This window comes from Virgibacillus sp. Bac332 (assembly GCF_003667785.1).
Classification (GTDB): domain Bacteria; phylum Bacillota; class Bacilli; order Bacillales; family Amphibacillaceae; genus Virgibacillus; species Virgibacillus salarius.
The window spans coordinates 3,700,611-3,721,952 of record NZ_CP033046.1; the positions used below are offsets into that span (position 1 = coordinate 3,700,611).

Below are 21,342 nucleotides of genomic sequence, written 5' to 3' on the forward strand. Positions count from 1 at the left end.
TTATTCCTCCTTAAATAAAATCTTGCATCTTATGACCGGAGTCTTTCATCATCACTTCCTGCTCCGTCAATCCGCTAGTCACGAATTCCTCGTCTGTTGTTTCGAATAGATGCGCATAATCATGTTCGTAGTCGACTTCCCTTAAAATGGTGAAGAACTTTACATTTTCGATATGGAAATGAACTTCGCGTGGGAACATGTTGTTATTACGTGGACACTCTGTCATAACACGATTGTTTGCTAGGTCTAAGAAAGTGTCGCCACTTACCTGTACATGAAATTCCCTGTCTTCAATGTTGTAGTTCATTCCCATAATCCCGTCATTACCGATGTATTCCTCTACTTCACCCAACAATTTTGCTAACTTTTCCATTTTTAGCACCCTCCATTGATAAGAATTTGTTTACAAAGTAAATCTGTCCTTTGCCAGTTACTTTGGCTGTTCTAGTTGTTCTTACTGAACCATCTGGATTCGTAATTACTCGCTTCTTGATTTCAAATAATCCTCTATCCATGCTTGCTTGTGTTGGTAAGTTGTAACTTTCTCCTTTTTTCTTAATAAGAAATCCGTTGTTACGTAACCATTTGAATAATCTGTTTTGACCGATATTGATTCCGTTTTGTTTTAATATCTTCGCCAGTTCTCCTACTAATACAGATGTATCAGATGTTTCCACAGCTTCCGCAAATTGTACTTTTGGTTTTTGTTCTTCAATAGTTTGCTCTGCCTTGGCTCTCTTTTGTTGTTCCTCTTTTAGGTTGGTAGCTAGCTTAATGATTGTATCTGGATTTAATAAAGTTTCTTCTATTTTTTCTGGTGTCATATATGCGCCATGTTTTCTAATTGATGGAATCACTTCTGATGTAATCCATTTTCTGAAACGTTTAGCTTCCTGCTTGCGACTATCAAGAATCACATCATATAAACCATCCTCATTAATGAATGTTGCTTTTTGACTTCTTCCCAATCGATCTTGGATGACCTCATTACTAATGACCCCATCTTCTAGCCTTGTTTTTACTTGGCTGGGATTGCCGATTTCTAAAATATCGCAAACATCTTTCAAGAAAAACTTGGGTTCGCCTTCACTTTCTATAATTGTTAAATTTCTACCGTCAAATATTCTTGTTAATTGGTTCATCATATTCTCCCCTTAACTTATTTTTAATGTGTAATACACAAATGCTATTGTGATTGCAAAGCTTACAACGTAGAACCAATCTGTTTTTGTTTTGGGCATGTTATAACTTCCCTTCACGTATTGCTTTTGCCAATAATTCAATAGCTTTTTGCTGTTTGCTAGTTAAGTCACCTTGGAATACTGATTTAACCTTCATTGCGTACCCTCCTTTATGATTAATATAAGTAATCATTTTGATTAAAAAAAATACTTAATTGAACAGTTAAGCTCTTTTGCTAATCTTTCTAATAAACCTATAGAAGGTTTTCTGCGATTATTCTCTATAGCATCTATATATGCCCGACTACACCCTGTAGCTTCCGCTAATGTTTTTTGGGTGTGCTTTCTTTTAATCCTCAAACTTTGCATTTTCTTTCCATCCAATCAAAGTCACCCCCTTAGTGATTACTTTTTGTAATCATTTTCTTTAACATTGTTGCTAACTATAATTTATCAAAGTGATACATATATGTCAATGATATTTTAAAATTTATTTTTTTATTCTTGGATAATATATTTTAAAAGCTGTATAATATCCCGTGAGAGGTGGTGTTCAAGGCAATGGAACTCGATGAAAAAATAGGAAAGAAATTGAAAGATATTAGGGTGAACAAGATGAATATTTCAGCCAGAGAAGCCGGACGTAGAATTGGAGTAAGCAATTCTTACGTTTCACGAATAGAAAACGGAAGGATACCAAGTCTTTCTATTTTGCAAAAACTATGTGATCTTTATGGCGTTTCCTTACAATCGTTATTTATGGAAACTCCACAAGAATTGAAAGAAGAAAATGTGGAATGGATAGCTTTTGGAAAAGAAATGGAAGACGATGACTTAACACCGGAAGATGTAAAGAGCATACTAAAATTCTTAAAGAAAAGAAGGGATGACAATTAATGGGTGAGATCACATGAACTTAGATGAACAAATAGGAAGAAAACTTAAAAAGATAAGGAAAGAAAAGGAAATGACTACAAGAGAGGTTGGAGAGAAGTCTGGTGTAAGTTATTCTCAAATATCTCGAATCGAAAACGGTCATCCGGCTAGTTTGCAGGCTTTGAAGAAGTTAAGTGATTCATATGATATAACGTTAGCTTCTTTGTTTTGTGAAGATGCAGAAGTTCTTGAAAAATTAAAGGATGGAGGAGTAGGCTGGATTGCTCTTGGAAAAGAAATGGAGAAAAGGGGTATAACCCCAGAATACATTGAACATTTGATAAACGTTATCAGAAACTTACCAAGATAATAATTGGTAATAATTACCGTCCAACATTTGCCAATTTTCGACAAAGTTATCTGTAAATTTGCCCCTTGTTATAGTATAATGGAGACAAAATGAGAACGGATGTTCTTATTTTAATCGAACAAAGGGGGCTAAATTATGGAAGGTGTGGTCAATTATAGCAAAGTAGGTAACAATGTGGTTTATACGGATGAAATAAGAAAGGGTCTCTGGTTTAATGTGAATGGGGTAATGTATATAGGAACAGGGGAATGATATCCCCTGCATAGGTAATGACATTAGGATTGAAATACTTATGCATTTACGTGCCTTGAAAAAAGTGAAAAAGGACGTCTCCCTGCATGATCCGATCGGGCAAGATAAAGAAGGTAATGAAATCAGCTTAATCGATATTTTAGAAGCTGAAAATCAAAACATTATTGAATTTATCCAGTTAAATATGGAAATCGAGAAAATGGAAGATTATTTTTCAATACTTGATAATCGTGAGCGAGAGGTAATTGTTTACCGTTATGGGTTAAATGATCAAAAAGAAATGACACAGCGTGAGATTGCTAAAAAACTAAATATATCAAGAAGTTATGTTTCTCGAATTGAAAAGCGTGCACTAATGAAGGTATTTCATGAATATTATCGAAAAGAAAGAAGAAGGTAGTTTGACACCATCATTCAAAAAGGAGCGAACCCATAGCAGGGTTTAGCGCTCCTTTTCTAGTTCTATTTTAATTTTTCGTTGTTTAGTTGCTAGCAAAATTCCAGATAACACAGTTACAAAAGCAAGCAGCATTAATATCTTCCCATCAGTAGATGGTCTCATGAACGTATTAATAATGGCACCAAGATATAAATAGCTACTTAGTATAAGCAAAGTCCCTATAAAGCGCTGAAAGTCTTTTAATTTAGATTCCAATTCCTTTACCTTTTCATTTACCACCTATATCCCCCCATTTAGTACATATAATAACATAGAATAGATGCACGTTAGAAAGGTAAATATTGGTTGTTTCATAGATTCTTTACAGTTCTTTAACTAAGCTCATAACCATTTCAGCCGCATTGGTTGCAGCTTTTTCTAAGAATTTATCAAAGGATATGGAAGATTCCTTTCCAGCAATATCCGATAACGCACGAATTATGACAAACGGGATATTATACTGATAACAAACCTGCGCAACTGCAGCTGCTTCCATCTCGGCAGCAATCATAGTTGGGAATTTATGACGTACAAAGGCAACTCGGTCTGGATCAGACATGAAGGAATCACCTGTAGCAATTATTCCTTCCTCATAACCTATATCCATTGTATGCATTACTTTTGATGCCTTTGCCACTAAGTTAGTGTCAGCATCATACATCGCCGGCATTCCTGGAACCTGTCCATATGTGTAGTCAAACGCAGTTGCATCTACATCGTGATGAACAACCTGTGTGGAGATGATAACATCGCCCACTTCTAGATTCTTGGAAAACCCACCAGCAGAACCAGTATTTATTACGAACTTTGGTGTAAATCGTTCGTGCATAATAGTCGTAGCCATTGCAGCATTAACTTTACCTATACCAGATTTCAATAGAACAACTTCTCTATCAAATAATTTACCACGGGTAAATATACAATTCGCAACTTTCAATTGTTCTTTGTCAGTCATCTTAGACTGTAATAGAGCAACTTCTTCATCCATTGCTCCAATAATTCCAATTGTCATACCTTTTCCTCCATCATCTTGATTATATTAAATATCGACCTCTTGCAACACTTCAACCTTTGTCGGCTGCCAACCTTTATTATCAACCCAAGATAAATATACACGGTAAATCTCTGTATTGTCAGGGTTTGATACAGTTGCCTCTACCTTTTGATCTCCTCCATTACCAACCCAATGTGTCGTCATATTATTCTCAGCTAATCCCGTAGCCATTGCTACTGCTCTACTAATTTCAATTCTATCTTGTGAGCCATCATCATAATTTGTTGTATGTGGACCTTGTTGCTCTGTTCCAATTGGCTCCCAATTGGCTGTATAAGCCTCTACAACATTGTCACCAGAAGGCTCTAGCTGCTCTATTTGTACATCTTCATTTGCATTTTCCGAGTCTTCCTCGTTTGATGCTTCATTCTCATCATTTTCAGAAGCATTGTTTTGATCCGTATCATTTGTGGAGTCTTCTTCTTCAACTTTAGTGAAGTGATCGCCACTCTCATCATTGCCATCTTTTTCAGTGTCATTTTGCTCTGTCTCGTTACCAGACTTACTCTCTTCTTCTTTAGCAGCCTCATCGTCACCACCGAACATCCAAAAACCAATTAATACAATAAGTAAAACTGCACCAAGCACAAGCAAAAGTGAGATAGACTTTGTATTTTTTCTGCGCTTTTCAAATTTATCTACTCTTGATACTCTATCAAATTCACTCATGTTTTCAGCCCTCCCATATTTACTCTACTATGATATCATATTTATGTTATAGAATTATATGATAGAGACATTACAAAATATTAGTAGTCATAATTTCCTACCAACAGAACGACCGATTACTGATCCCCAGTCGATCATCCATTAACCTCTTATTGAAGGAATTTAAAATGAAAAAACCCCCCCTTTTCAAGTAAGTGTAACACCAACTATTTTACACTACTACATAAGGGGGGAATATTACACCATGATCTTTTTATACAACAACCATATAGATATAAAAATTAATCTACATTTACAATTTTAACTTGAATCTCTCCACCAGGTGTAGCTACAGTTACTTCAGAACCAATTTCTTGTCCAAGTAAACTTTGAGCCATTGGGGAATCATTTGAAATTTTCCCTTCAAACGGATCAGCTTCAGCGCTCCCTACTATCGTGTATGTTTCTTCTTCACCATCTGGAAGCTCTTGAAACGTTACCGATTTCCCTAGTGATACAATATTCGGATTATCATTATCGTTTTCAATGATTACTGCATTACGAATCATTTTTTCCACTTGTGCAATACGTGATTCGACAAATGCCTGATCATCCTTCGCAGCATCATACTCCGAATTCTCGGAAAGATCTCCAAAATCACGAGCAACTTTTATACGTTCAACAACTTCTTGTCGTCTATCCGTTTTTAAATAATGTAGTTCTTCTTCTAACTTTTCTTTCCCCTCTTGTGTCATATAGTAACTTTTCTCTGTAGCCATTCTAAACACTCCTTTTTATTCCTTCAGCATCTAAAGAGAATTTTCACTTTTGGAGTCTCATAATAACCCCCAGTTAATAAAAAACATTGAGCTGAGCTTATATCAATAACGGAGCCAATGTAAACGCTCCATTATACCAAAATTGTACTAATCATTACTATGGCAGACTTTGTACAAATTTTCAATACTTTTCCTAAATTTGTTTATGTTGATTTTTATAAAGTATCGTTTCTATTTTCGTAGCCATAATGTCGATTGCTACGTGATTTTGTCCGCCTTCTGGGATAATAATATCGGCATATCGCTTGGTTGGTTCAATAAATTGTAAGTGCGATGGCCTTACATTGTTAATATATTGATCGATGACAGAGTCTAGAGATCTTCCGCGTTCATTTATATCCCGCATCAATCTGCGAATAATACGTAAATCTGCATCTGTATCAACATATACTTTTATATCCATTAAGTCAACAAGACGAGGATCCTCTAATATCAGGATGCCTTCTAAAATAATAACATCTTTCGGCTTTACCTTTATTACTTCTTTCGATCGTGTATGAACCTTGTAATCATACACTGGCTTTTCGATTTCTTTTCCATTTAATAGATCGTATATATGACTAATTAATAAATCATTATCAAATGCTAAAGGATGATCGTAGTTCGTATTTAATCGCTCCTCAAATGGCAAATGACTTTGATCTTTATAATAATAATCCTGTTCAATAACAAGAATGGTTTGATCTGAAAAACGTTGACATATGGAACGAGTAACAGAAGTTTTACCACTACCACTCCCCCCAGCAACGCCAATAACCACTGGTTTATCTTGCATAGATACGGTACCCCCTTCTAGTGTTTCTTTAAACTAATAGCAACACCGTCTCCGATAGGTACAATAGTGGTTGTAAAATCAGGATGATGCATAAGCCATTCGTTGTAATGATGAATTTTTTTGACCATATTTTTAAATCTTGCTGGAGCTAATTCTGGTTGTGCAACATACCCTCTAAACAAGACATTATCCGTAATAATTAGTCCATCCCTTGCAAGTAAAGGAACCGATTGCTCAAAAAACTTTTGATACTGCCCTTTAGCTGCATCGATAAATATTACATCAAAAAATGAATCATTTTGCAACTCATTTAGTTTATCGATGGCATCTCCTAGGATAACATCTATTGTACTAGACTTCCCTTGCTTTTCTATGTTCATAACAGCTTCCTGGTAACGCTGTTCATTTTTTTCAATTGTTATTATTTCACAATCTGGTGCTACTTCTGCCATTCTTAAAGCAGAATATCCAATTGCTGCTCCAATCTCCAATATTCTCTTCGGTTTCTTTAATTGAAGTATGTGCAGCATAAAATCCATACTTAGAGGCTCCATAATAGGTACATGATTTTGCTTTGCTTCCTTTTCTAATTGCTGAACAAATGAAGTTGTAGCAGGTAAAATGTTCAATAAGTAGTGTATTACTTGTTCGTTCATAAAATGACCTCTTTTTCAGAATGAAATCTCGATACCAAGATTACATATTTTATCATAAATTAAATGAAGGGTAAATATATCGGAAGCATCCCCCTTCTCAGCTTATGAGATAGGGGGATGAGACTTTAATCGATATACTTCTGTTTATTTTCATTATGTTCATCTAATGTTTTTGCATAATAAATATTTCCTTCTCCATCATGGAGGAAATATAAGAAATCTGATTGCTCTGGATTAAGCACTGCCTTTAAGGAGCTTTCGGCATAGCTTCCAATTGGCCCAATCGGTAAGCCCTCCGCATAGTAAGTGTTATAAGGAGACTCTACTTCTAAATCCTCATATAATACACGATCCTTATGTTTTCCTAAAGCGTACAATACGGTTGGATCTGTTTGTAGCTTCATTCCTTCCTCTATACGATTATAAAACACACCGGCAATTTTTTTCCGCTGTTTTGCAGTGCTCGCTTCTTTTTCAACAACCGAGGCAAAGGTAACAGCTTCATGAACCGAATAATCAGTTTCACTAATTTCGTTTAAATAATCGGATAACACAGCATCTGTTTTCTTCAACATTTCATTGATAACTGCTTCTACGCTTGGCTTCTCTTCATAGAAATCATATGTTGATGCAAATAAATACCCTTCTAATGGATGACGAATCTCAGTATTTAGAATTTCCTCTGACAATATAGATGGATATCTTTTGATTAACTGACTAATATAATCTTTGTCGTCTACTTTCTTCAAAAAATCTTCTTTCGAAAAACTCATTTTCTTTGCAAAGATTCCTGCCATTTGCTCAATGGTTTTTCCTTCTGGAATGGTAATTGTATGAACTGCTTCAGCCATAATCTTTCCATTTTTCAGTGATTCAATTATTTCATCTAATTCCATATCTGGCGTGAATGTGTATTTTCCAGCTTGAAAATCTGATTCATTATTAAATTTTATGTAAAAACGAAATATAAGGGCATTTTTAATAACCCCCTTTTCTTCTAATAAAGAAGCAATCTCTGAAGATGATGAACCAATTGGAATTGTTACTTTTATCTCTTCCTTGCTATCTGGATCAACTGGTTTTAGGGCTGACTTGACGTACAAAAAACCAGATAAGCCACCAATAATCAAAATTAAAAGTAATGCGATAATAATAATTGACACAATCTTACGCACTGTCTTGGCTTCTTCGCTTCGAGCAATGAGGTTGTCCCTAAAATTACCATTCTTTTTCTCTTTGGACATAGTTATCCCCCTCTCATCCGGTATATTATACTAAAATTCGATGTTATATTCCATTAATTTTATGCAAAAAACAAAAAGCTGATGCCGTATTTCGACATCAGCTTTTCATTTTTTGAGATAACCCTATGCCTCATTTTCTTGATCTGCTAGTGTATGAAGCATTTCTTCAACCATTTCCCATTCTTTATCAGATTCAATTGGAAACAGCGATAAATCGTCATCATCTTTTTCCTTTTCTTCGTAACGGAATGCATAAACTTCGACTTCCTCATCCTCTGATTGCTCTACAGGAATAACTGCGATATAGGATTGACTTGTCTCATCCACATCAAAGGTAAACAGAACTTCAAATAAATGTTCTTCTCCATTTTCATCAGGTATTATAATTCGTTCCTTTTCCTCAAGTGCCATTCTTTCACTCCTTTATTTCTGGTCTAAATAATTTTGTAGAATCATTACAGCTGCCATCTTATCAATGACTTTCTTACGTTTCTTTCTACTCATATCCGCTTCTAGTAGAACTCTTTCAGCAGCCATCGTAGTTAAACGCTCATCCCATAGCACTGTTTCAATTCCGTGGACTTTTTCTAGATGCTCTGCGTAGAGCTTAGATGCTTCTCCACGCTCTCCGATCGTACCATTCATATTCTTCGGAAGTCCAACAATAGCTTTCCCAACTTGATGTTCTACTATAATGGATTTTAATGCTTCATCGGCAGAGGTAATCTCTTCTTCGTTCCATTTGATTGTTTTTATTCCTTGTGCAGTCCAACCAAAGGCATCACTAACAGCAACACCTATTGTTTTGGATCCTACATCTAATCCCATTACTTTCATTTATTTTCCTTTTGCTGTTGTTCTAAATAGAACTTGACAAGCTCTTCAATTACTTCGTCACGTTCGATTTTACGAATTAAGTTACGTGCGTCATTGTACCTTGGAATATAAGCAGGATCACCAGAAAGCAAGTAACCTACAATCTGATTTATCGGATTATACCCTTTTTCCTTTAAAGCTGCATGCACTGTGAAAAGTATTTCCTTAATATCCTGGTCAAAAGGCTCTTCCGAAAAATTAAATTTCATCGTTTTATCAATTGAACTCATCGTGACACCTCGATCTTAGAATCATTTGGTAAAGCCATCTGCTAAACCGAATGTAAGCTTCTTCTATTATCTTAACATGATTATAGAATTAATTATATCTTTTTCACTAGATGATATTCAAATTAGTTGCTATTCATATGCTCTAAAATATATTCTTTAGCTGCATTTAAGGCTTGATCAATTTTGGATGGATCCTTACCTCCTGCTTGGGCCATGTCTGGACGACCTCCTCCGCCACCGCCACAAGCATGCGCAGCCTGTTTAATTAATTTCCCTGCATGGAATCCTTGTTCCATTAAGTCTTTTGAAACTCCTGCTGCTAATTGAACCTTTCCGTTATTCTCTATTGCTAATAGAATAATTCCAGATTCTAGTTTTTGTTTTAAGTCATCCAGCATATTTCGCAACTGATTCATATCATTTACATCGACTTTTTCACTTAATAAAGAGATACCTTCAATGTTTTGTACATTATCTAAAATTGAAGAAGCTTCTACATTTGCAAGTTTTGCACGAAGTGATTCTTTTTCCTTCTGCAACTCTTTAATATCCTGAAATAAGCCCTCTATTCTTTCTGGAAGTGCTTCCTCTTTCGATTTAACTAATTGAGCAGATTGCTGTAATAGACCTACCTTATTTGCTAAATATTGATAGGCTTCTTTACTAGTAACAGCCTCAATTCTTCTTGTTCCAGCTCCGATTCCACTTTCCGAAACGATCTTGAATAGACCAATTTCAGATGTATTCACAACGTGACAGCCACCACAAAGCTCTAAACTATAATCACCAATTCTAACTACTCGAACTACATCGCCATACTTCTCGCCGAATAAGGCCATTGCTCCCATTTTTTTAGCATCCTCAATATTTTCATTGGTAATGACTAGGGACATTGCCTCCCATATCTTTGTATTAACAATTTCTTCAATTTGTTGTAGCTCAGCTTTGGTTACAGCATTAAAATGAGAGAAATCAAATCGGAGGCGTTCATGCGTAACAAGTGATCCAGCTTGATTAACATGACTACCAAGCACATCCTTTAATGCCTGATGTAATAAATGAGTTGCTGTATGGTTTTTGACAATAAAAGAGCGAGCCGACTTTTCAACTATGGCATGAACCGCTTCTCCTATACGTAAAGAACCTTGTTGAATGCTTACACGATGAATATGCTGCCCAATTGGCGATTTTTGTACGTCTTTTACATATGCAGTAGCTTGCTCGGTAGAAATGAAACCTTTGTCAGCAATTTGCCCGCCACTTTCGGCATAGAATGGTGTTTGCTCTAGGAATACATATATGTCGTCACCTGCTTCTGCTACTTCCACCTGTTCATTACCAGCAATCATTGCCACAATGGAAGTATCTACTTCCATTTGGGTATACCCTACAAACGCACTATCGATATTAATCTCACTGAAAACAGCATCTTGTACTTGCATAGAATCAACTTTTTGTCGAGCGTTACGTGCACGCTCACGTTGTTTTTCCATTTCTCGTTGGAAACCTTCTTCATCAATCGTAAAACCTTGTGCTTCCACATATTCCTCTGTTAATTCTTTAGGGAACCCATAGGTATCATATAAGCGAAATACTTCCACTCCTGGGAATAAGGTGCTTCCTTTCTCCTTTTCGCTGTTCAAGATTGCTGTTAATATTTCTAAGCCATCGTGCAGTGTCTCATGAAACCGCTCTTCTTCCACTTTCACCATATTTTTAATAAATTCTTTTTTCTTCACTACTTCATGGTAGAAATCCTTCATAATGTCTGCTACCGTATCTACTAATTCATACATGAACGGCTTTTCAATACCAATTTCTTTGGCAAATCGAACAGCTCTTCTAATTAATCTTCTTAATACATAACCTCTTCCTTCATTCGAAGGAACAGCACCATCTCCTACCGCAAAGCTAACCGTACGAATATGATCAGCAATCACTTTAAAAGCTGTATCTCCTTCTTGACTAGCTCCATACTTTGTAGAGGCTAACTCTTCTGTCTTTTTAATAATTGGCATAAATAGGTCTGTTTCAAAGTTTGTTGGTGCGTCTTGAATGACACATACCATCCGTTCTAAGCCCATACCAGTATCTATATTCTTTTTAGGTAAAGGCGTGTACGTGTCATCTGGATTATGATTAAACTGGGAGAAGACAAGGTTCCATATTTCCAAGTATCTTTCGTTTTCTCCCCCAGGATAAAGTTCAGGATCACTTGGATCGTTTCCATAGTGTTCGCCACGATCATAAAAGATTTCTGTATTCGGTCCACTTGGGCCTTCACCAATATCCCAAAAATTCTCTTCTAAACGAATAATTCTTTCCTTTGGAATACCTATATTCTTTAACCATATATCATAGGCCTCATCATCCTCTGGATGCACTGTAACGGATAAACGTTCTTGATCAAACCCAATCCATTGATCACTCGTTAGAAATTCCCAAGCCCAATCGATAGCTTCTTTTTTAAAGTAGTCACCTATTGAAAAGTTACCGAGCATTTCAAAGAACGTATGATGTCTTGCGGTAAAACCGACATTTTCTATATCATTCGTACGAATTGATTTTTGGGCATTTACGATTCGAGGATTATCAGGGATTACCCGACCATCAAAATATTTTTTTAATGTTGCAACACCACTGTTGATCCATAGTAGCGTCGGATCATCCTTCGGAACTAGAGAAGCACTTGGCTCAACACGATGGCCTTTTTCTTTAAAGAAATCTAAAAACATTTGCCTAACTTCTGCTGATGATAATTGTTTCATCTTAAACTTCCTCCCAATCTAAAAATAGTTGAATAGAACATCAAGTCATTAATCATTGACATCACTTTTTCGTCAGGAAAGACTAACTGAGCGCAGTAAATGGATTATTTATTTCCTGAAAAGAATAAAAGCGCAAGCGCCCGATTAGAAACGTAGCGAACTGAAGCGAGTCAACGGAGATAAAGGAATCACGGTGTACATGCAAGCCGATGATAACTTAGATTAGGGCAATTCGTGAAGTCGCCTCCGCTGGAACAGCTCAACACGCCCATTTTTATCCACAGGTTCAAATTTTACAATTACCTAGACAATAAAAAAATCCCTTCTCTGCATTTGCAGGGACGAGATTTGATCGCGGTACCACCCTAATTATGAACTATTGTTCATCACTTTATCATTATAACGGTATGACACCGACGGGAATTAACCGTACTCCAGCTTAGCTTTCCATGATTCTACCTTAGGATTTCTTTCAGCCAACGGAAATCCTTCTCTTAAAAGCGATTGTCATGTACTCAAAACTTTCAACGTATTCTACATGTATAGTTGTTAGCGTAATTATAAAAAACATCGAGCGGAATGTCAACGCCGATGCATACCTATGAGACAGAATCTTTCTTTGAAATTTCCTTTAATCCCTCTAGGTGATTTTTCGGATAAAGGCAGCGCTATACCTACTATAATTGCAGTAAAAGGAAAACCTCCTGATTCTGAGAGCCATTCAATAATTGATATAGGTGCATAAATGATATAGATAAATAACATTAAATACAGATAGAACCTTCTCCAGCTTTTTTCTGACATAAAAACTTCTTACACCTTCTCTTGATGTAATACACAGATATATTGCTTATTCTATTTCCCTATAGCGAAATGATGTTGAAAATAATACATCCTATCATCAGTTTGAAAAGAATATTGATTCCATATACTTGATTGTTGATTGGTTTCCTCCGTTTTTACCATTTGTAACTCATTCGCACCGACCTCCATGATCTTCGAGTCAATAACTTTTAATTCTTGTTGATCCTTGTCTAGTGCGCGTATCTTGATTTGTATTTCTTTTGGCTCATCCATATTGTTCTTCACATAAATCACATTGTGAAACTGTTCATTCGAACAATTTCTTTTTGTAAGACAATTACTTTCTGATTTAACTAGTGAAAGTGTAATTTCTTCTGAACCATTAGCATTTTCTGTTGCATTCATTGCTTGCTCTAAAGCCATCACATATGATAGCTTTTGTCCAAAGGGCATAAACCAAATAAACAGGAATCCTAAAAACAGTGCCATCCCACCAATTAATTTCCATATCACTCTCGGATTATGAAATTGCTTAGAAACATTTTTATTCCGTAATGATAATGTTACAAATACATTAATAAGGGCAATGATTCCTAAAAACACAGCTGCTACGATTAGCCAGATCATACTTTCCATCGAGGTTTGCAAGAAAGGAATCGTATAAGTGGAAGATAGATAGACATTTCCAATTATCGATAACAAGATTAATAACAGAAAAAGGAGGATAGGATACTTCCATTTCACCTTTTCCCTTTTATTATTTTTTACGTTTATAAATGACCAAAGCACCCAAATAAACGGGACACTATATAAAATTATAACTAACAATATAAAAATCAATTTGTCACCTCTTTACTTCATTAAAACAGATCCCTACTGGATAATATTTCGTTATAATACGTAACTATACCATTTAGAATGGTTGGTCTAATGATACCTCCGTGCTCCAATCCCACACAACGTTAATAAAATCAATTTTTGGACCAGCTGATTCTTGGTACACATTCTCTTTTAAATTATCCATCATAGGACACTGCCTCTATTTCATTTGCTGCCCTTACAAATAGACGGTCTTCACTGATCTTTAATTTCGCATTTTCTAATACGCCACCGTTATCAATAATAATCTCTTTAACCTTTGCAACCACTTGACTTTCAATATCTACATCTTGGAGTAACTCTATCAGTTTTGGTCTTATCATTTCATGTTGTAAAGCTTCATTCACTACTTGGTCCAACGCTTCTAGATGTATTTCATTTGCTGACCAATCACGATAATAATTTCTACTTGCTAATTGCTCAGTTCGTTCTTGAAGATTTTCATCAAAATCTTCAAAGAAGCTAAGCAGCTCTCCTTCTAACGTCTCATACTCATACGTTTCAATGATTTTCTGTACTTCCTCATAGATTATACTAGATCCTGCCATGCTTGCTTGTTGAACCGTCGTACTAGATTTTTCTTTCGTGGCTAAAACGCCTCCCATATTTACTACTAGCAAAAACAGGATCATAATAATACTTAACATACCTAAAACGAATAAAGCTATGTTCCCTTCTTCTTGTTGGATAAACTGCTTCATTCTATCACCCTACCATGTGCACTTGCTGTATATGGAATGGAAGGTACATGATATCCGAATATTTCCTTAGGTAAAAATACCATCCGGATATTGACTTTAACCTTTGCAGTAAATTCTTTATTTCCAGAACTACTTATCGAATTTTTTTGTAAGTAACTCCCTGTCGTAGCTAATATATCATTCGCGGCATCTCTGGCACTCCCAGCGTTTTTGGTAATAGAATATACTTTTACATATTCGTTTGCAGCCGATTGTGTAATAAGAACCCCATTAATTCGGTTGAAAGCTTTAAGTGATGCTAATTAAAAAGAAGTTACAAATAGCTTCGATATCCACAAAGTTACAAATGAAAGGGATAGAAAAATCACTCGATTGTTTAACAACTTATCCAAAGTCGCTATTGATTTAAAAAATGAAGAAATCATAAATAGTAATCAATTAGACTCATTTAACAAGAAACGAAATGAAATAGATGAAGAGTTAAAGAATATTAGTGTAAAACAAGTTGAAGAATTGAAAAAATCTATTAACGAAAAATACAATAAACAAACGCAGGATTAACTGAGATAAAGTTGTTATTTGTATTAACTTTTGATAACCCAGACTTGCCAGATTCGAAATTTCATTTTAAAGACCAGATACTACTGCTAATACTAGTGCGATAAGAAATAAAATAATTGCTTTACGCTTTGACTCCAGCATTCTTAGACCTATTCTTTATCTGGGACTTTATTCCATCTTTTCATACTTTGTTTGATCATGTCAATTTTGTGTCTATATACAAAACGGTTCTAAAGTTAGCATTTTTGTTACTTATTTCATGAAATCATTAAACATCTTGAATTCTAAATATTTTTCTCGTACTTTTAACCTATTAAATGAAGCAAATAAGTTATCTCATTTTTATACTAGGTATTTATAATCGTTTTTTCCATTTAGCAGTACGAGTTGCATTTCGATAATGTTTTCGATATAATTTCTCTTTTTTACCCACAACAAAACGTACCATTTCTAGCTTGCTAAACTAAAAATGATACGTTTTTTAGGAATCCCTGCTTATAAAGTGAAAATTCAATAAGTAGGGATTTGGTTTTTCTCCCACTGATTGTTAGTCAAACCAATCGGACATTTACTGGCAGTCGATCCCCACTTACCCATATTGGTTTCACTTTGTTTCTTGAAGTGGGGGACTTCAGTTATATGCAGGTTAAAATACTACTCCAAATTACCCCTCTTGCTCCTTGCTACGAAATTGTCTCCAGTGAATGACATGCTTAATAATTACTTTGGCAATCGTCATCGTTGGTACAGCTATAATCATGCCAACAATTCCAAAAAGCTGTCCACCCAGTAATAAAGCAAAGATGATTGCTATTGGGTGTATATTAATACTTTTTCCAACAATGTATGGGGACAATAGGTTACTCTCAATTAATTGAATAATAAATACAGCTACTATTACAAATATAACTAATTTCCCTGAGACTGTAAGGGCAATCGCTACAGCAGGTGCTGCTCCAATAATTGGGCCAAAATATGGGATTAGATTTGTAATCCCCATAAGAATAGCAAGTAGCAAAGCAAAATCCATTCCAAGTAGCTTAAAAATAATAAGTGAGGTTAGGCTTACAAATAGGCAGACGAGTAATTGACCACGAATGTAATCACCTAACGTTTCATCAATAGCATGGACCATTTTACTTGATTGACTACGATATTTCTTTGGTATAAACCGCTTAAAATAAGCCTTAATTTTGTCATAATCCTTTAAAAAGTAAAACACTAATACAGGAATAACCGTAATAAAAATAATAAAATCGAATACTTTTGTAAATCCGTTTACAAGTCTTGCGAGTAATCGATCCAAGCCATTTTCTACCCTCGCGATTAAGTGATCAAATTTATCATGAACGGTTTCTGGTAAAAATGATGTATATTCGTACATTTGGTATATCAGTTTTTCATACATATTAATGAATTGAGGCAGTTGTTCATTAAGCTCTCTAACTTGCGTGACGATCATCGGGTAGACACGATAGATTAAATATGCGGTACCTCCAAAAAATAACAAATAGATGAGTAAAACAGCTATTCCCCTTGGAATATTATAGCTATGGAGTTTATTTACCACTGGATATAATAAATACGCTATAAGACAGGAAATAAGAAATGGAGCTAAGAGATGCCATAGAAATAAAAAAACTGTTTTGTAAAATGGAAACAGTTTTATCAGTAAGAAAATGAAAAGGAATAGAAAAATGCCAATCAATAACCAGTAAAGGAAGTTCAAACGCTTATTGTTTTTAAACATGATGACACTTCATCCTACTGAAGTAATTATCAGCATAGTTAAGGATTTTCATAGATCGTTCTTTCGTCTTCACTGAATAGATCGTTAAGTGAACTTAACGATCCATCTGCCTCAACCTGATGGACAGTTAATTTATCATTGATTACTGACATTTCAATAAAGCAATTCCAGCAATAAAACTGTTGTGTGCCTATCTTTCCAATATCCTTACCACGGCAATTTGGGCATCGCATTATCTATAGAGCTCCTTCTGTCTCAAATCTTACTCTCATGCTAACCCAAATTAACCAAAAATATACGTTTTGTCACATGAAATCGTATGGTGAAAGCTGGTCCTCATCCTCCACTTCAGGTTCAATCACTTTGCTGTCTAATTTAGCGATAAGACTCTCCTTTAGGCTGGTATAGCGCTGATTTGTATCAACTGTTGTTACTCCTTTTACAAACGCCTGCTGTTCTCCACAAATAATTAATGATTGTTTGCTTCTCGTAATTGCAGTATAAAGAAGGTTCTTTTTTAGCATCCGATGATAGGTTCTGACTACAGGTAATATGACAATTGGAAATTCACTACCTTGTGATTTATGTATAGAAATACAGTAAGCATGCATGATATTTCGGTAATCCTTCGGCTCATAGACGACTTCTTTATCATCATAAGCAATAACAAGCTGCTCCACATTTTCAGTATTTTCTTCTTCTCGAAAAATCGCAACTACTTCACCTATATCTCCATTATAAACACCGTCTTCAGGTTGATTTACCAGCTGAATAACCTTATCACCCTTACGATACACAGCATCCTGTGTTTTCACTTCTCTTTTTTGCTCTGTCTTCGGATTGATGATTTGCTGTAAAGCTTGATTTATTTTCGTGATACCAGCTTCCGATCGATACATAGGAGCTAACACTTGTACATCTCGAACATCAAACCCCTTATCCATAGCTTTTGTAAATATTTTCGTAATCACATCCACCATTTGCAGCTCATTACAAGGAATAAAGCTAAAGTCTTGATCATTTTGTAATTGAACTGGAGCGTCATTTTTAATCTCATGAGCAATTTGAATAATTCTCGAACCTTCTTTTTGACGATAAACTTCTGTAAGACGTACAAACGGTATGCAATCACTTCCAAGTAAATCTGATAACACCTGACCAGGTCCTACAGATGGTAACTGATCCTCATCTCCAACAATTAATACTTGCATATCATCAGGAATAGCCTTAAATAGATGATTAGCTAACCAACTATCGACCATTGAAAATTCATCAATAATTAAAAATCTACCAGCTAATGGTTCATGTTCATTTTTATCAAAACCACTATTACCATCCCAACCTAGTAATCGATGAATGGTTTGTGCAGGAAGGCCGGCAGATTCTGTTAATCGTTTCGCTGCTCTTCCAGTAGGAGCAGTTAAAATAAACGGGAATTCATGCTCATTATCATAATCTTTCGGGTTTAGGGATAATTGATGAATCGTAGCGTACGCATTTAATATTCCTTTCACTACAGTAGTCTTTCCCGTACCAGGACCACCTGTTAAGATCATGAGTTTTGAATGAATCGACTGATTAATCGCAGTGAATTGCTCTTTTCCGTACGATAGAACTTCGGACTCCTCGATGTCACCGATTATCTTCATTAATTCAGCCATCGGGGTTTGATGTTCAATTGGCTTTGTTAGAATTCTTTTAATATGTGTACTAAATCCATCTTCTGCATAATACAAAGAAGGTAGATAGACATGACCATCCTGAATAATAATCGTTTTATCACGATTCAATTCTGTTAAGCGTTCTGTAATAATAACTTCAGAAAGGTCTATTGTTGCTAGCAGCTCCATTACCAAATTTATACACTTATCCATAGGCAAAAACACATGGCCATCTTGAACAGATCGTTGTAACACATAAATACACCCTGCTCCAATTCGATTCGGATGCGACGTAGAAAGTCCCATTTGGTTTGCTATTTCATCCGCTGTCCGAAACCCAAATCCCTCAATATCAAATACAAACTGATAAGGATCCTCCTCAATCAAATGGATAGCTTCATCCTTATAATTCTGATATATTTTTTGTGCCATTTTCAGACCAATATGATAATTAGCTAAATAGACAGCAACATGTTCAAATCCTTGATTCTCTTGAAGTGCAGTCCGCAAAGATTCTGCTGTTGCTTGCTTTAATCCTGCTACATTAGCTAGAGCCTTAGGATCGTTTATAATCTTTGTAATTGCGTTTTCACCAAGTTGATCAACGATCTTCTCCGCCGTTTTCTTGCCTACACCGTAAAAGAGATCACTCGAAAGATAAGCAACAAGCCCATCCTTCGAATTAGGAATAAACGTCTGATAAGAAGTTACGTTATATTGAGTGCCGAAACGAGGATGCTTTTCAAACGTTCCATAAAAATAGTAGCTAGTTTCCTCTTGCAGATTTGAAAAATATCCTTTTATGACAATATCTTTCTCTTTAAATGCTTCATTCGTTTCCAGTACTTTAATTTTTGCAATCGAAAACTGCTCAGCTTGATTGTGAAAAATAGTATAAACAAGTTCCCCTTTGATATACCCTTGATCCTCCACTGCATATTTGTCTCGTTCCATCTCAAACACTCCACTATTTTCTTACTTCTTCAACAATCCCTCTGTTTTTTCCTTGCCATTTGCAGCTAAGACATGCTCAGGTTGAATGCGTAACGCTTCTTCAAAGAACGCTAATGCCTGCTCTAACCGATCTTCAAATAGGGCAATAACACCTAGGTTGTAATTAGCATCACTGTGATTAGTCTCTATTGTTAATACTTTTCGAAAGATTTCTTCTGCATCTTTTAAATGATCGCTCTGTGCCAACGTTAATCCATATTGAAACAAGCTATCAGCATCTTCTGGGTCTAGCTCTGTAGCTCGTAATAAATACGGAAGAGCTAATTTATAATGCTCCTGGTGTTGAAAAGTCATTCCTAGTAAAAAATAAACGTCTGCTTCCTCTAAGCCCAGCTCTACAGCTTTCTGAAAGTTTTCTTGTGCTTTAGGGTAGAGTGCTTGCTCATAAAATAGATTACCTAATCCATAGTAAGCTGTTGCTGCGTGCTCATCCAACTCGATCGCTTTCTCAAAAAAGCGCTGTGCTCTAGGAAGATCATTGACATGAAATAGCAAGTTCCCAAAGTTGATGTAACCAACTGGGTCGTTTGGATTTTCTTCGATTACTTCTGTAAACAATGCAGCAGCCTCTTCGAATTTATTCTCCTGCATGTGCGCTATTGCTTGTTTGTTCTTATCCATAGTAAAACTCCTTATTAACCAACATAATCTAATCTATGGTCCGCTTTTCTAATCTCATCAATTGTTCCTCCACCAAGGCAAACATCTCCATTGTAAAATACGACAGCTTGACCTGGGGTAATAGCCCGTTGGCTTTCCATAAAGTCAACCCTGACATGGTCATCATCCAAAATGGTTACCTTTACTTCACTATCTTGTTGACGGTAGCGGAATTTAGCTGTACAAGTAAAACTCTCCTCCACTTTATCCGCATGAATCCAATTCACATCTGATGCAATAAGAGCATCTGAATATAGCTTGTCATTTGCATAGCCTTGCTCCACATAAAGGACGTTATCTTCTAGATTTTTACCTACGACAAACCACGGGTCTCCAGCTCCACCGATTCCCAGTCCTTGCCGTTGACCGATTGTGTAATACATAAGACCATCATGTTTTCCTTTCACTTCCCCTTCTAACGTTTGCATTTGTCCTGGCTGTGCAGGTAAATATTCACTTAGAAACGTTTTGAAGTTTCGTTCTCCAATAAAGCAAATTCCTGTGCTATCTTTCTTTTCAGCAGTTGCTAATCCATGCTCTTTAGCTATTTTTCTAACTTCTGATTTTGGTAGATGCCCAAGTGGAAACATCACTTTCCCCAAAATATCTTCGGTTAATTGATTTAAAAAATAGGTTTGATCCTTATTGTCATCCACTCCACGAAGCATTTCGTATCTATCATTTTGAGATCGGACTTGTGCATAATGCCCTGTTGCTAAATAATCTGCACCTAGAGACATGGCATGCTCTAAGAATGCTTTAAATTTAATCTCTTTATTACACATTACGTCTGGATTTGGTGTTCTTCCTGCTTTATATTCATCTAGAAAATACGTAAATACCTTATCCCAATATTGCTTTTCGAAATTAACCGCATAATAAGGAATTTCCAATTGATTACAGACACGTACAACATCATCAAAATCTTCTGTCGCCGTACAAACACCAAATTCATCTGTATCATCCCAGTTTTTCATAAAGATTCCGACTACATCATATCCTTGTTGTTTTAATAATAGAGCAGCAACGGAAGAATCAACGCCTCCACTCATTCCAACTACAACTCTTGTGTCCTTATTACTTTTCATGATTTATCCATCCTTT

At 35.7% G+C, this 21,342-nt stretch carries 24 protein-coding genes, 1 pseudogene and 1 other annotated feature; of the genes and pseudogenes, 4 read left to right on the forward strand and 21 right to left on the reverse strand.

Going from position 1 to position 21,342, the window contains the following annotated elements:
- Positions 1–10: 10 nt before the first annotated feature.
- The 3 genes from D9782_RS17950 to D9782_RS17960 all read right to left on the reverse strand — a co-directional run bounded on the left by D9782_RS17950 (position 11) and on the right by D9782_RS17960 (position 1,565).
- A complete protein-coding gene (locus tag D9782_RS17950; RefSeq protein ID WP_121605357.1) occupies positions 11–373 on the reverse strand; it encodes a hypothetical protein in 363 nt (120 codons plus the stop codon).
- Positions 345–1,142: a phage antirepressor gene (locus tag D9782_RS17955; RefSeq protein WP_121605358.1), complete on the reverse strand. Its 798-nt coding sequence runs from the start codon at positions 1,140–1,142 to the stop codon at positions 345–347. The genes D9782_RS17950 and D9782_RS17955 overlap by 29 nt, the downstream gene beginning before the upstream one ends.
- 237 nt (positions 1,143–1,379) lie before the next feature.
- Positions 1,380–1,565, reverse strand: a complete 186-nt coding sequence (locus D9782_RS17960; RefSeq protein WP_121605359.1) for a helix-turn-helix domain-containing protein — start codon at positions 1,563–1,565, stop codon at positions 1,380–1,382.
- Between the two features lie 177 nt (positions 1,566–1,742).
- Between D9782_RS17960 and D9782_RS17965 the strand changes: the two genes are divergently transcribed.
- From D9782_RS17965 to D9782_RS17975, 3 genes and pseudogenes are all read left to right on the forward strand, one after another.
- The gene (locus D9782_RS17965; protein ID WP_121605360.1) at positions 1,743–2,078 is read left to right on the forward strand and encodes a helix-turn-helix domain-containing protein; all 336 of its coding nucleotides are present in this window, start codon (positions 1,743–1,745) and stop codon (positions 2,076–2,078) included.
- Between the two features lie 13 nt (positions 2,079–2,091).
- Positions 2,092–2,427 (forward strand): helix-turn-helix domain-containing protein, encoded by a 336-nt coding sequence (locus D9782_RS17970; RefSeq protein WP_121605361.1) that lies wholly within the window; start codon positions 2,092–2,094, stop codon positions 2,425–2,427.
- 259 nt (positions 2,428–2,686) lie between these two features.
- A pseudogene (locus D9782_RS17975) lies at positions 2,687–3,079 on the forward strand (sigma-70 family RNA polymerase sigma factor); the annotation flags it as partial.
- A gap of 42 nt (positions 3,080–3,121) precedes the next feature.
- Here the strand turns inward: D9782_RS17975 and D9782_RS17980 are convergent.
- From D9782_RS17980 to D9782_RS18045, 13 genes are all read right to left on the reverse strand, one after another.
- Positions 3,122–3,358 (reverse strand): YrhC family protein, encoded by a 237-nt coding sequence (locus D9782_RS17980; RefSeq protein ID WP_034678980.1) that lies wholly within the window; start codon positions 3,356–3,358, stop codon positions 3,122–3,124.
- Between the two features lie 82 nt (positions 3,359–3,440).
- Positions 3,441–4,130 carry a 5'-methylthioadenosine/S-adenosylhomocysteine nucleosidase gene (gene mtnN, locus D9782_RS17985; RefSeq protein ID WP_026681225.1) on the reverse strand — a complete coding sequence of 230 codons (690 nt, stop codon included), beginning with the start codon at positions 4,128–4,130 and terminating at the stop codon, positions 3,441–3,443.
- 27 nt (positions 4,131–4,157) lie between these two features.
- Positions 4,158–4,841: a YrrS family protein gene (locus D9782_RS17990; RefSeq protein WP_026681226.1), complete on the reverse strand. Its 684-nt coding sequence runs from the start codon at positions 4,839–4,841 to the stop codon at positions 4,158–4,160.
- Positions 4,842–5,122: 281 nt separating this feature from the next.
- A complete protein-coding gene (gene greA, locus D9782_RS17995; RefSeq protein WP_026681227.1) occupies positions 5,123–5,599 on the reverse strand; it encodes a transcription elongation factor GreA in 477 nt (158 codons plus the stop codon).
- Between the two features lie 193 nt (positions 5,600–5,792).
- Positions 5,793–6,434, reverse strand: a complete 642-nt coding sequence (gene udk, locus D9782_RS18000) for a uridine kinase (protein ID WP_026681228.1) — start codon at positions 6,432–6,434, stop codon at positions 5,793–5,795.
- 17 nt (positions 6,435–6,451) lie between these two features.
- Positions 6,452–7,090 (reverse strand): O-methyltransferase, encoded by a 639-nt coding sequence (locus D9782_RS18005; protein ID WP_026681229.1) that lies wholly within the window; start codon positions 7,088–7,090, stop codon positions 6,452–6,454.
- A gap of 125 nt (positions 7,091–7,215) precedes the next feature.
- A complete protein-coding gene (mltG, locus tag D9782_RS18010) occupies positions 7,216–8,334 on the reverse strand; it encodes an endolytic transglycosylase MltG (RefSeq protein ID WP_026681230.1) in 1,119 nt (372 codons plus the stop codon).
- A 123-nt stretch (positions 8,335–8,457) separates the two neighbouring features.
- Positions 8,458–8,745, reverse strand: a complete 288-nt coding sequence (locus tag D9782_RS18015; protein WP_026681231.1) for a DUF1292 domain-containing protein — start codon at positions 8,743–8,745, stop codon at positions 8,458–8,460.
- A 12-nt stretch (positions 8,746–8,757) separates the two neighbouring features.
- Positions 8,758–9,171, reverse strand: coding sequence for a Holliday junction resolvase RuvX (ruvX, locus tag D9782_RS18020; RefSeq protein ID WP_026681232.1), 414 nt, complete (start codon positions 9,169–9,171; stop codon positions 8,758–8,760).
- The gene (locus D9782_RS18025) at positions 9,168–9,440 is read right to left on the reverse strand and encodes an IreB family regulatory phosphoprotein (RefSeq protein ID WP_026681233.1); all 273 of its coding nucleotides are present in this window, start codon (positions 9,438–9,440) and stop codon (positions 9,168–9,170) included. Before D9782_RS18025 ends, ruvX begins: the two co-directional genes overlap by 4 nt.
- A gap of 122 nt (positions 9,441–9,562) precedes the next feature.
- On the reverse strand, positions 9,563–12,208 hold the full coding sequence (alaS, locus tag D9782_RS18030) for an alanine--tRNA ligase (RefSeq protein ID WP_121605363.1): 2,646 nt from the start codon (positions 12,206–12,208) through the stop codon (positions 9,563–9,565).
- 334 nt (positions 12,209–12,542) lie between these two features.
- Positions 12,543–12,745: a binding site (T-box leader), on the reverse strand.
- Positions 12,746–13,063: 318 nt separating this feature from the next.
- Positions 13,064–13,714, reverse strand: coding sequence for a hypothetical protein (locus D9782_RS18040; protein WP_162986444.1), 651 nt, complete (start codon positions 13,712–13,714; stop codon positions 13,064–13,066).
- A gap of 314 nt (positions 13,715–14,028) precedes the next feature.
- Positions 14,029–14,592 (reverse strand): Tad domain-containing protein, encoded by a 564-nt coding sequence (locus tag D9782_RS18045; RefSeq protein ID WP_026681238.1) that lies wholly within the window; start codon positions 14,590–14,592, stop codon positions 14,029–14,031.
- Positions 14,593–14,964: 372 nt separating this feature from the next.
- On the opposite strand from D9782_RS18045, the gene D9782_RS18050 reads away from it, so the two are divergent.
- A complete protein-coding gene (locus D9782_RS18050; RefSeq protein WP_026681239.1) occupies positions 14,965–15,153 on the forward strand; it encodes a hypothetical protein in 189 nt (62 codons plus the stop codon).
- A 664-nt stretch (positions 15,154–15,817) separates the two neighbouring features.
- Here D9782_RS18050 and D9782_RS18055 read toward each other — a convergent pair.
- The 5 genes from D9782_RS18055 to mnmA form a co-directional block, all read right to left on the reverse strand.
- The gene (locus tag D9782_RS18055) at positions 15,818–16,903 is read right to left on the reverse strand and encodes an AI-2E family transporter (protein WP_026681240.1); all 1,086 of its coding nucleotides are present in this window, start codon (positions 16,901–16,903) and stop codon (positions 15,818–15,820) included.
- A 38-nt stretch (positions 16,904–16,941) separates the two neighbouring features.
- Complete coding sequence (locus D9782_RS18060; RefSeq protein ID WP_034678985.1) at positions 16,942–17,136, reverse strand: hypothetical protein; 195 nt, start codon at positions 17,134–17,136, stop codon at positions 16,942–16,944.
- Positions 17,137–17,208: 72 nt separating this feature from the next.
- A complete protein-coding gene (locus D9782_RS18065; RefSeq protein WP_026681242.1) occupies positions 17,209–19,518 on the reverse strand; it encodes an SF1B family DNA helicase RecD2 in 2,310 nt (769 codons plus the stop codon).
- Positions 19,519–19,539: 21 nt separating this feature from the next.
- The gene (locus D9782_RS18070) at positions 19,540–20,199 is read right to left on the reverse strand and encodes a tetratricopeptide repeat protein (RefSeq protein ID WP_026681243.1); all 660 of its coding nucleotides are present in this window, start codon (positions 20,197–20,199) and stop codon (positions 19,540–19,542) included.
- Between the two features lie 14 nt (positions 20,200–20,213).
- Positions 20,214–21,326, reverse strand: a complete 1,113-nt coding sequence (mnmA, locus tag D9782_RS18075) for a tRNA 2-thiouridine(34) synthase MnmA (protein WP_026681244.1) — start codon at positions 21,324–21,326, stop codon at positions 20,214–20,216.
- Between the last annotated feature and the right edge of the window lie 16 nt (positions 21,327–21,342).

Excerpts from the sequence above, each read along its gene's own strand:
- D9782_RS17970 (WP_121605361.1), top strand. The coding sequence starts at position 2,092 with ATGAACTTAGATGAACAAATAGGAAGAAAACTTAAAAAGATAAGGAAA.
- D9782_RS17990 (WP_026681226.1), bottom strand. The coding sequence starts at position 4,841 with ATGAGTGAATTTGATAGAGTATCAAGAGTAGATAAATTTGAAAAGCGC.
- D9782_RS18015 (WP_026681231.1), bottom strand. The coding sequence starts at position 8,745 with ATGGCACTTGAGGAAAAGGAACGAATTATAATACCTGATGAAAATGGA.
- D9782_RS18005 (WP_026681229.1), bottom strand. The coding sequence starts at position 7,090 with ATGAACGAACAAGTAATACACTACTTATTGAACATTTTACCTGCTACA.
- D9782_RS18025 (WP_026681233.1), bottom strand. The coding sequence starts at position 9,440 with ATGAGTTCAATTGATAAAACGATGAAATTTAATTTTTCGGAAGAGCCT.
- udk (WP_026681228.1), bottom strand. The coding sequence starts at position 6,434 with ATGCAAGATAAACCAGTGGTTATTGGCGTTGCTGGGGGGAGTGGTAGT.
- D9782_RS17965 (WP_121605360.1), top strand. The coding sequence starts at position 1,743 with ATGGAACTCGATGAAAAAATAGGAAAGAAATTGAAAGATATTAGGGTG.
- D9782_RS17950 (WP_121605357.1), bottom strand. The coding sequence starts at position 373 with ATGGAAAAGTTAGCAAAATTGTTGGGTGAAGTAGAGGAATACATCGGT.
- greA (WP_026681227.1), bottom strand. The coding sequence starts at position 5,599 with ATGGCTACAGAGAAAAGTTACTATATGACACAAGAGGGGAAAGAAAAG.
- mltG (WP_026681230.1), bottom strand. The coding sequence starts at position 8,334 with ATGTCCAAAGAGAAAAAGAATGGTAATTTTAGGGACAACCTCATTGCT.
- D9782_RS18045 (WP_026681238.1), bottom strand. The coding sequence starts at position 14,592 with ATGAAGCAGTTTATCCAACAAGAAGAAGGGAACATAGCTTTATTCGTT.
- ruvX (WP_026681232.1), bottom strand. The coding sequence starts at position 9,171 with ATGAAAGTAATGGGATTAGATGTAGGATCCAAAACAATAGGTGTTGCT.
- D9782_RS18060 (WP_034678985.1), bottom strand. The coding sequence starts at position 17,136 with ATGCGATGCCCAAATTGCCGTGGTAAGGATATTGGAAAGATAGGCACA.
- mnmA (WP_026681244.1), bottom strand. The coding sequence starts at position 21,326 with ATGAAAAGTAATAAGGACACAAGAGTTGTAGTTGGAATGAGTGGAGGC.
- alaS (WP_121605363.1), bottom strand. The coding sequence starts at position 12,208 with ATGAAACAATTATCATCAGCAGAAGTTAGGCAAATGTTTTTAGATTTC.
- D9782_RS18065 (WP_026681242.1), bottom strand. The coding sequence starts at position 19,518 with ATGGAACGAGACAAATATGCAGTGGAGGATCAAGGGTATATCAAAGGG.
- D9782_RS18070 (WP_026681243.1), bottom strand. The coding sequence starts at position 20,199 with ATGGATAAGAACAAACAAGCAATAGCGCACATGCAGGAGAATAAATTC.
- D9782_RS17955 (WP_121605358.1), bottom strand. The coding sequence starts at position 1,142 with ATGAACCAATTAACAAGAATATTTGACGGTAGAAATTTAACAATTATA.
- D9782_RS18055 (WP_026681240.1), bottom strand. The coding sequence starts at position 16,903 with ATGTTTAAAAACAATAAGCGTTTGAACTTCCTTTACTGGTTATTGATT.
- mtnN (WP_026681225.1), bottom strand. The coding sequence starts at position 4,130 with ATGACAATTGGAATTATTGGAGCAATGGATGAAGAAGTTGCTCTATTA.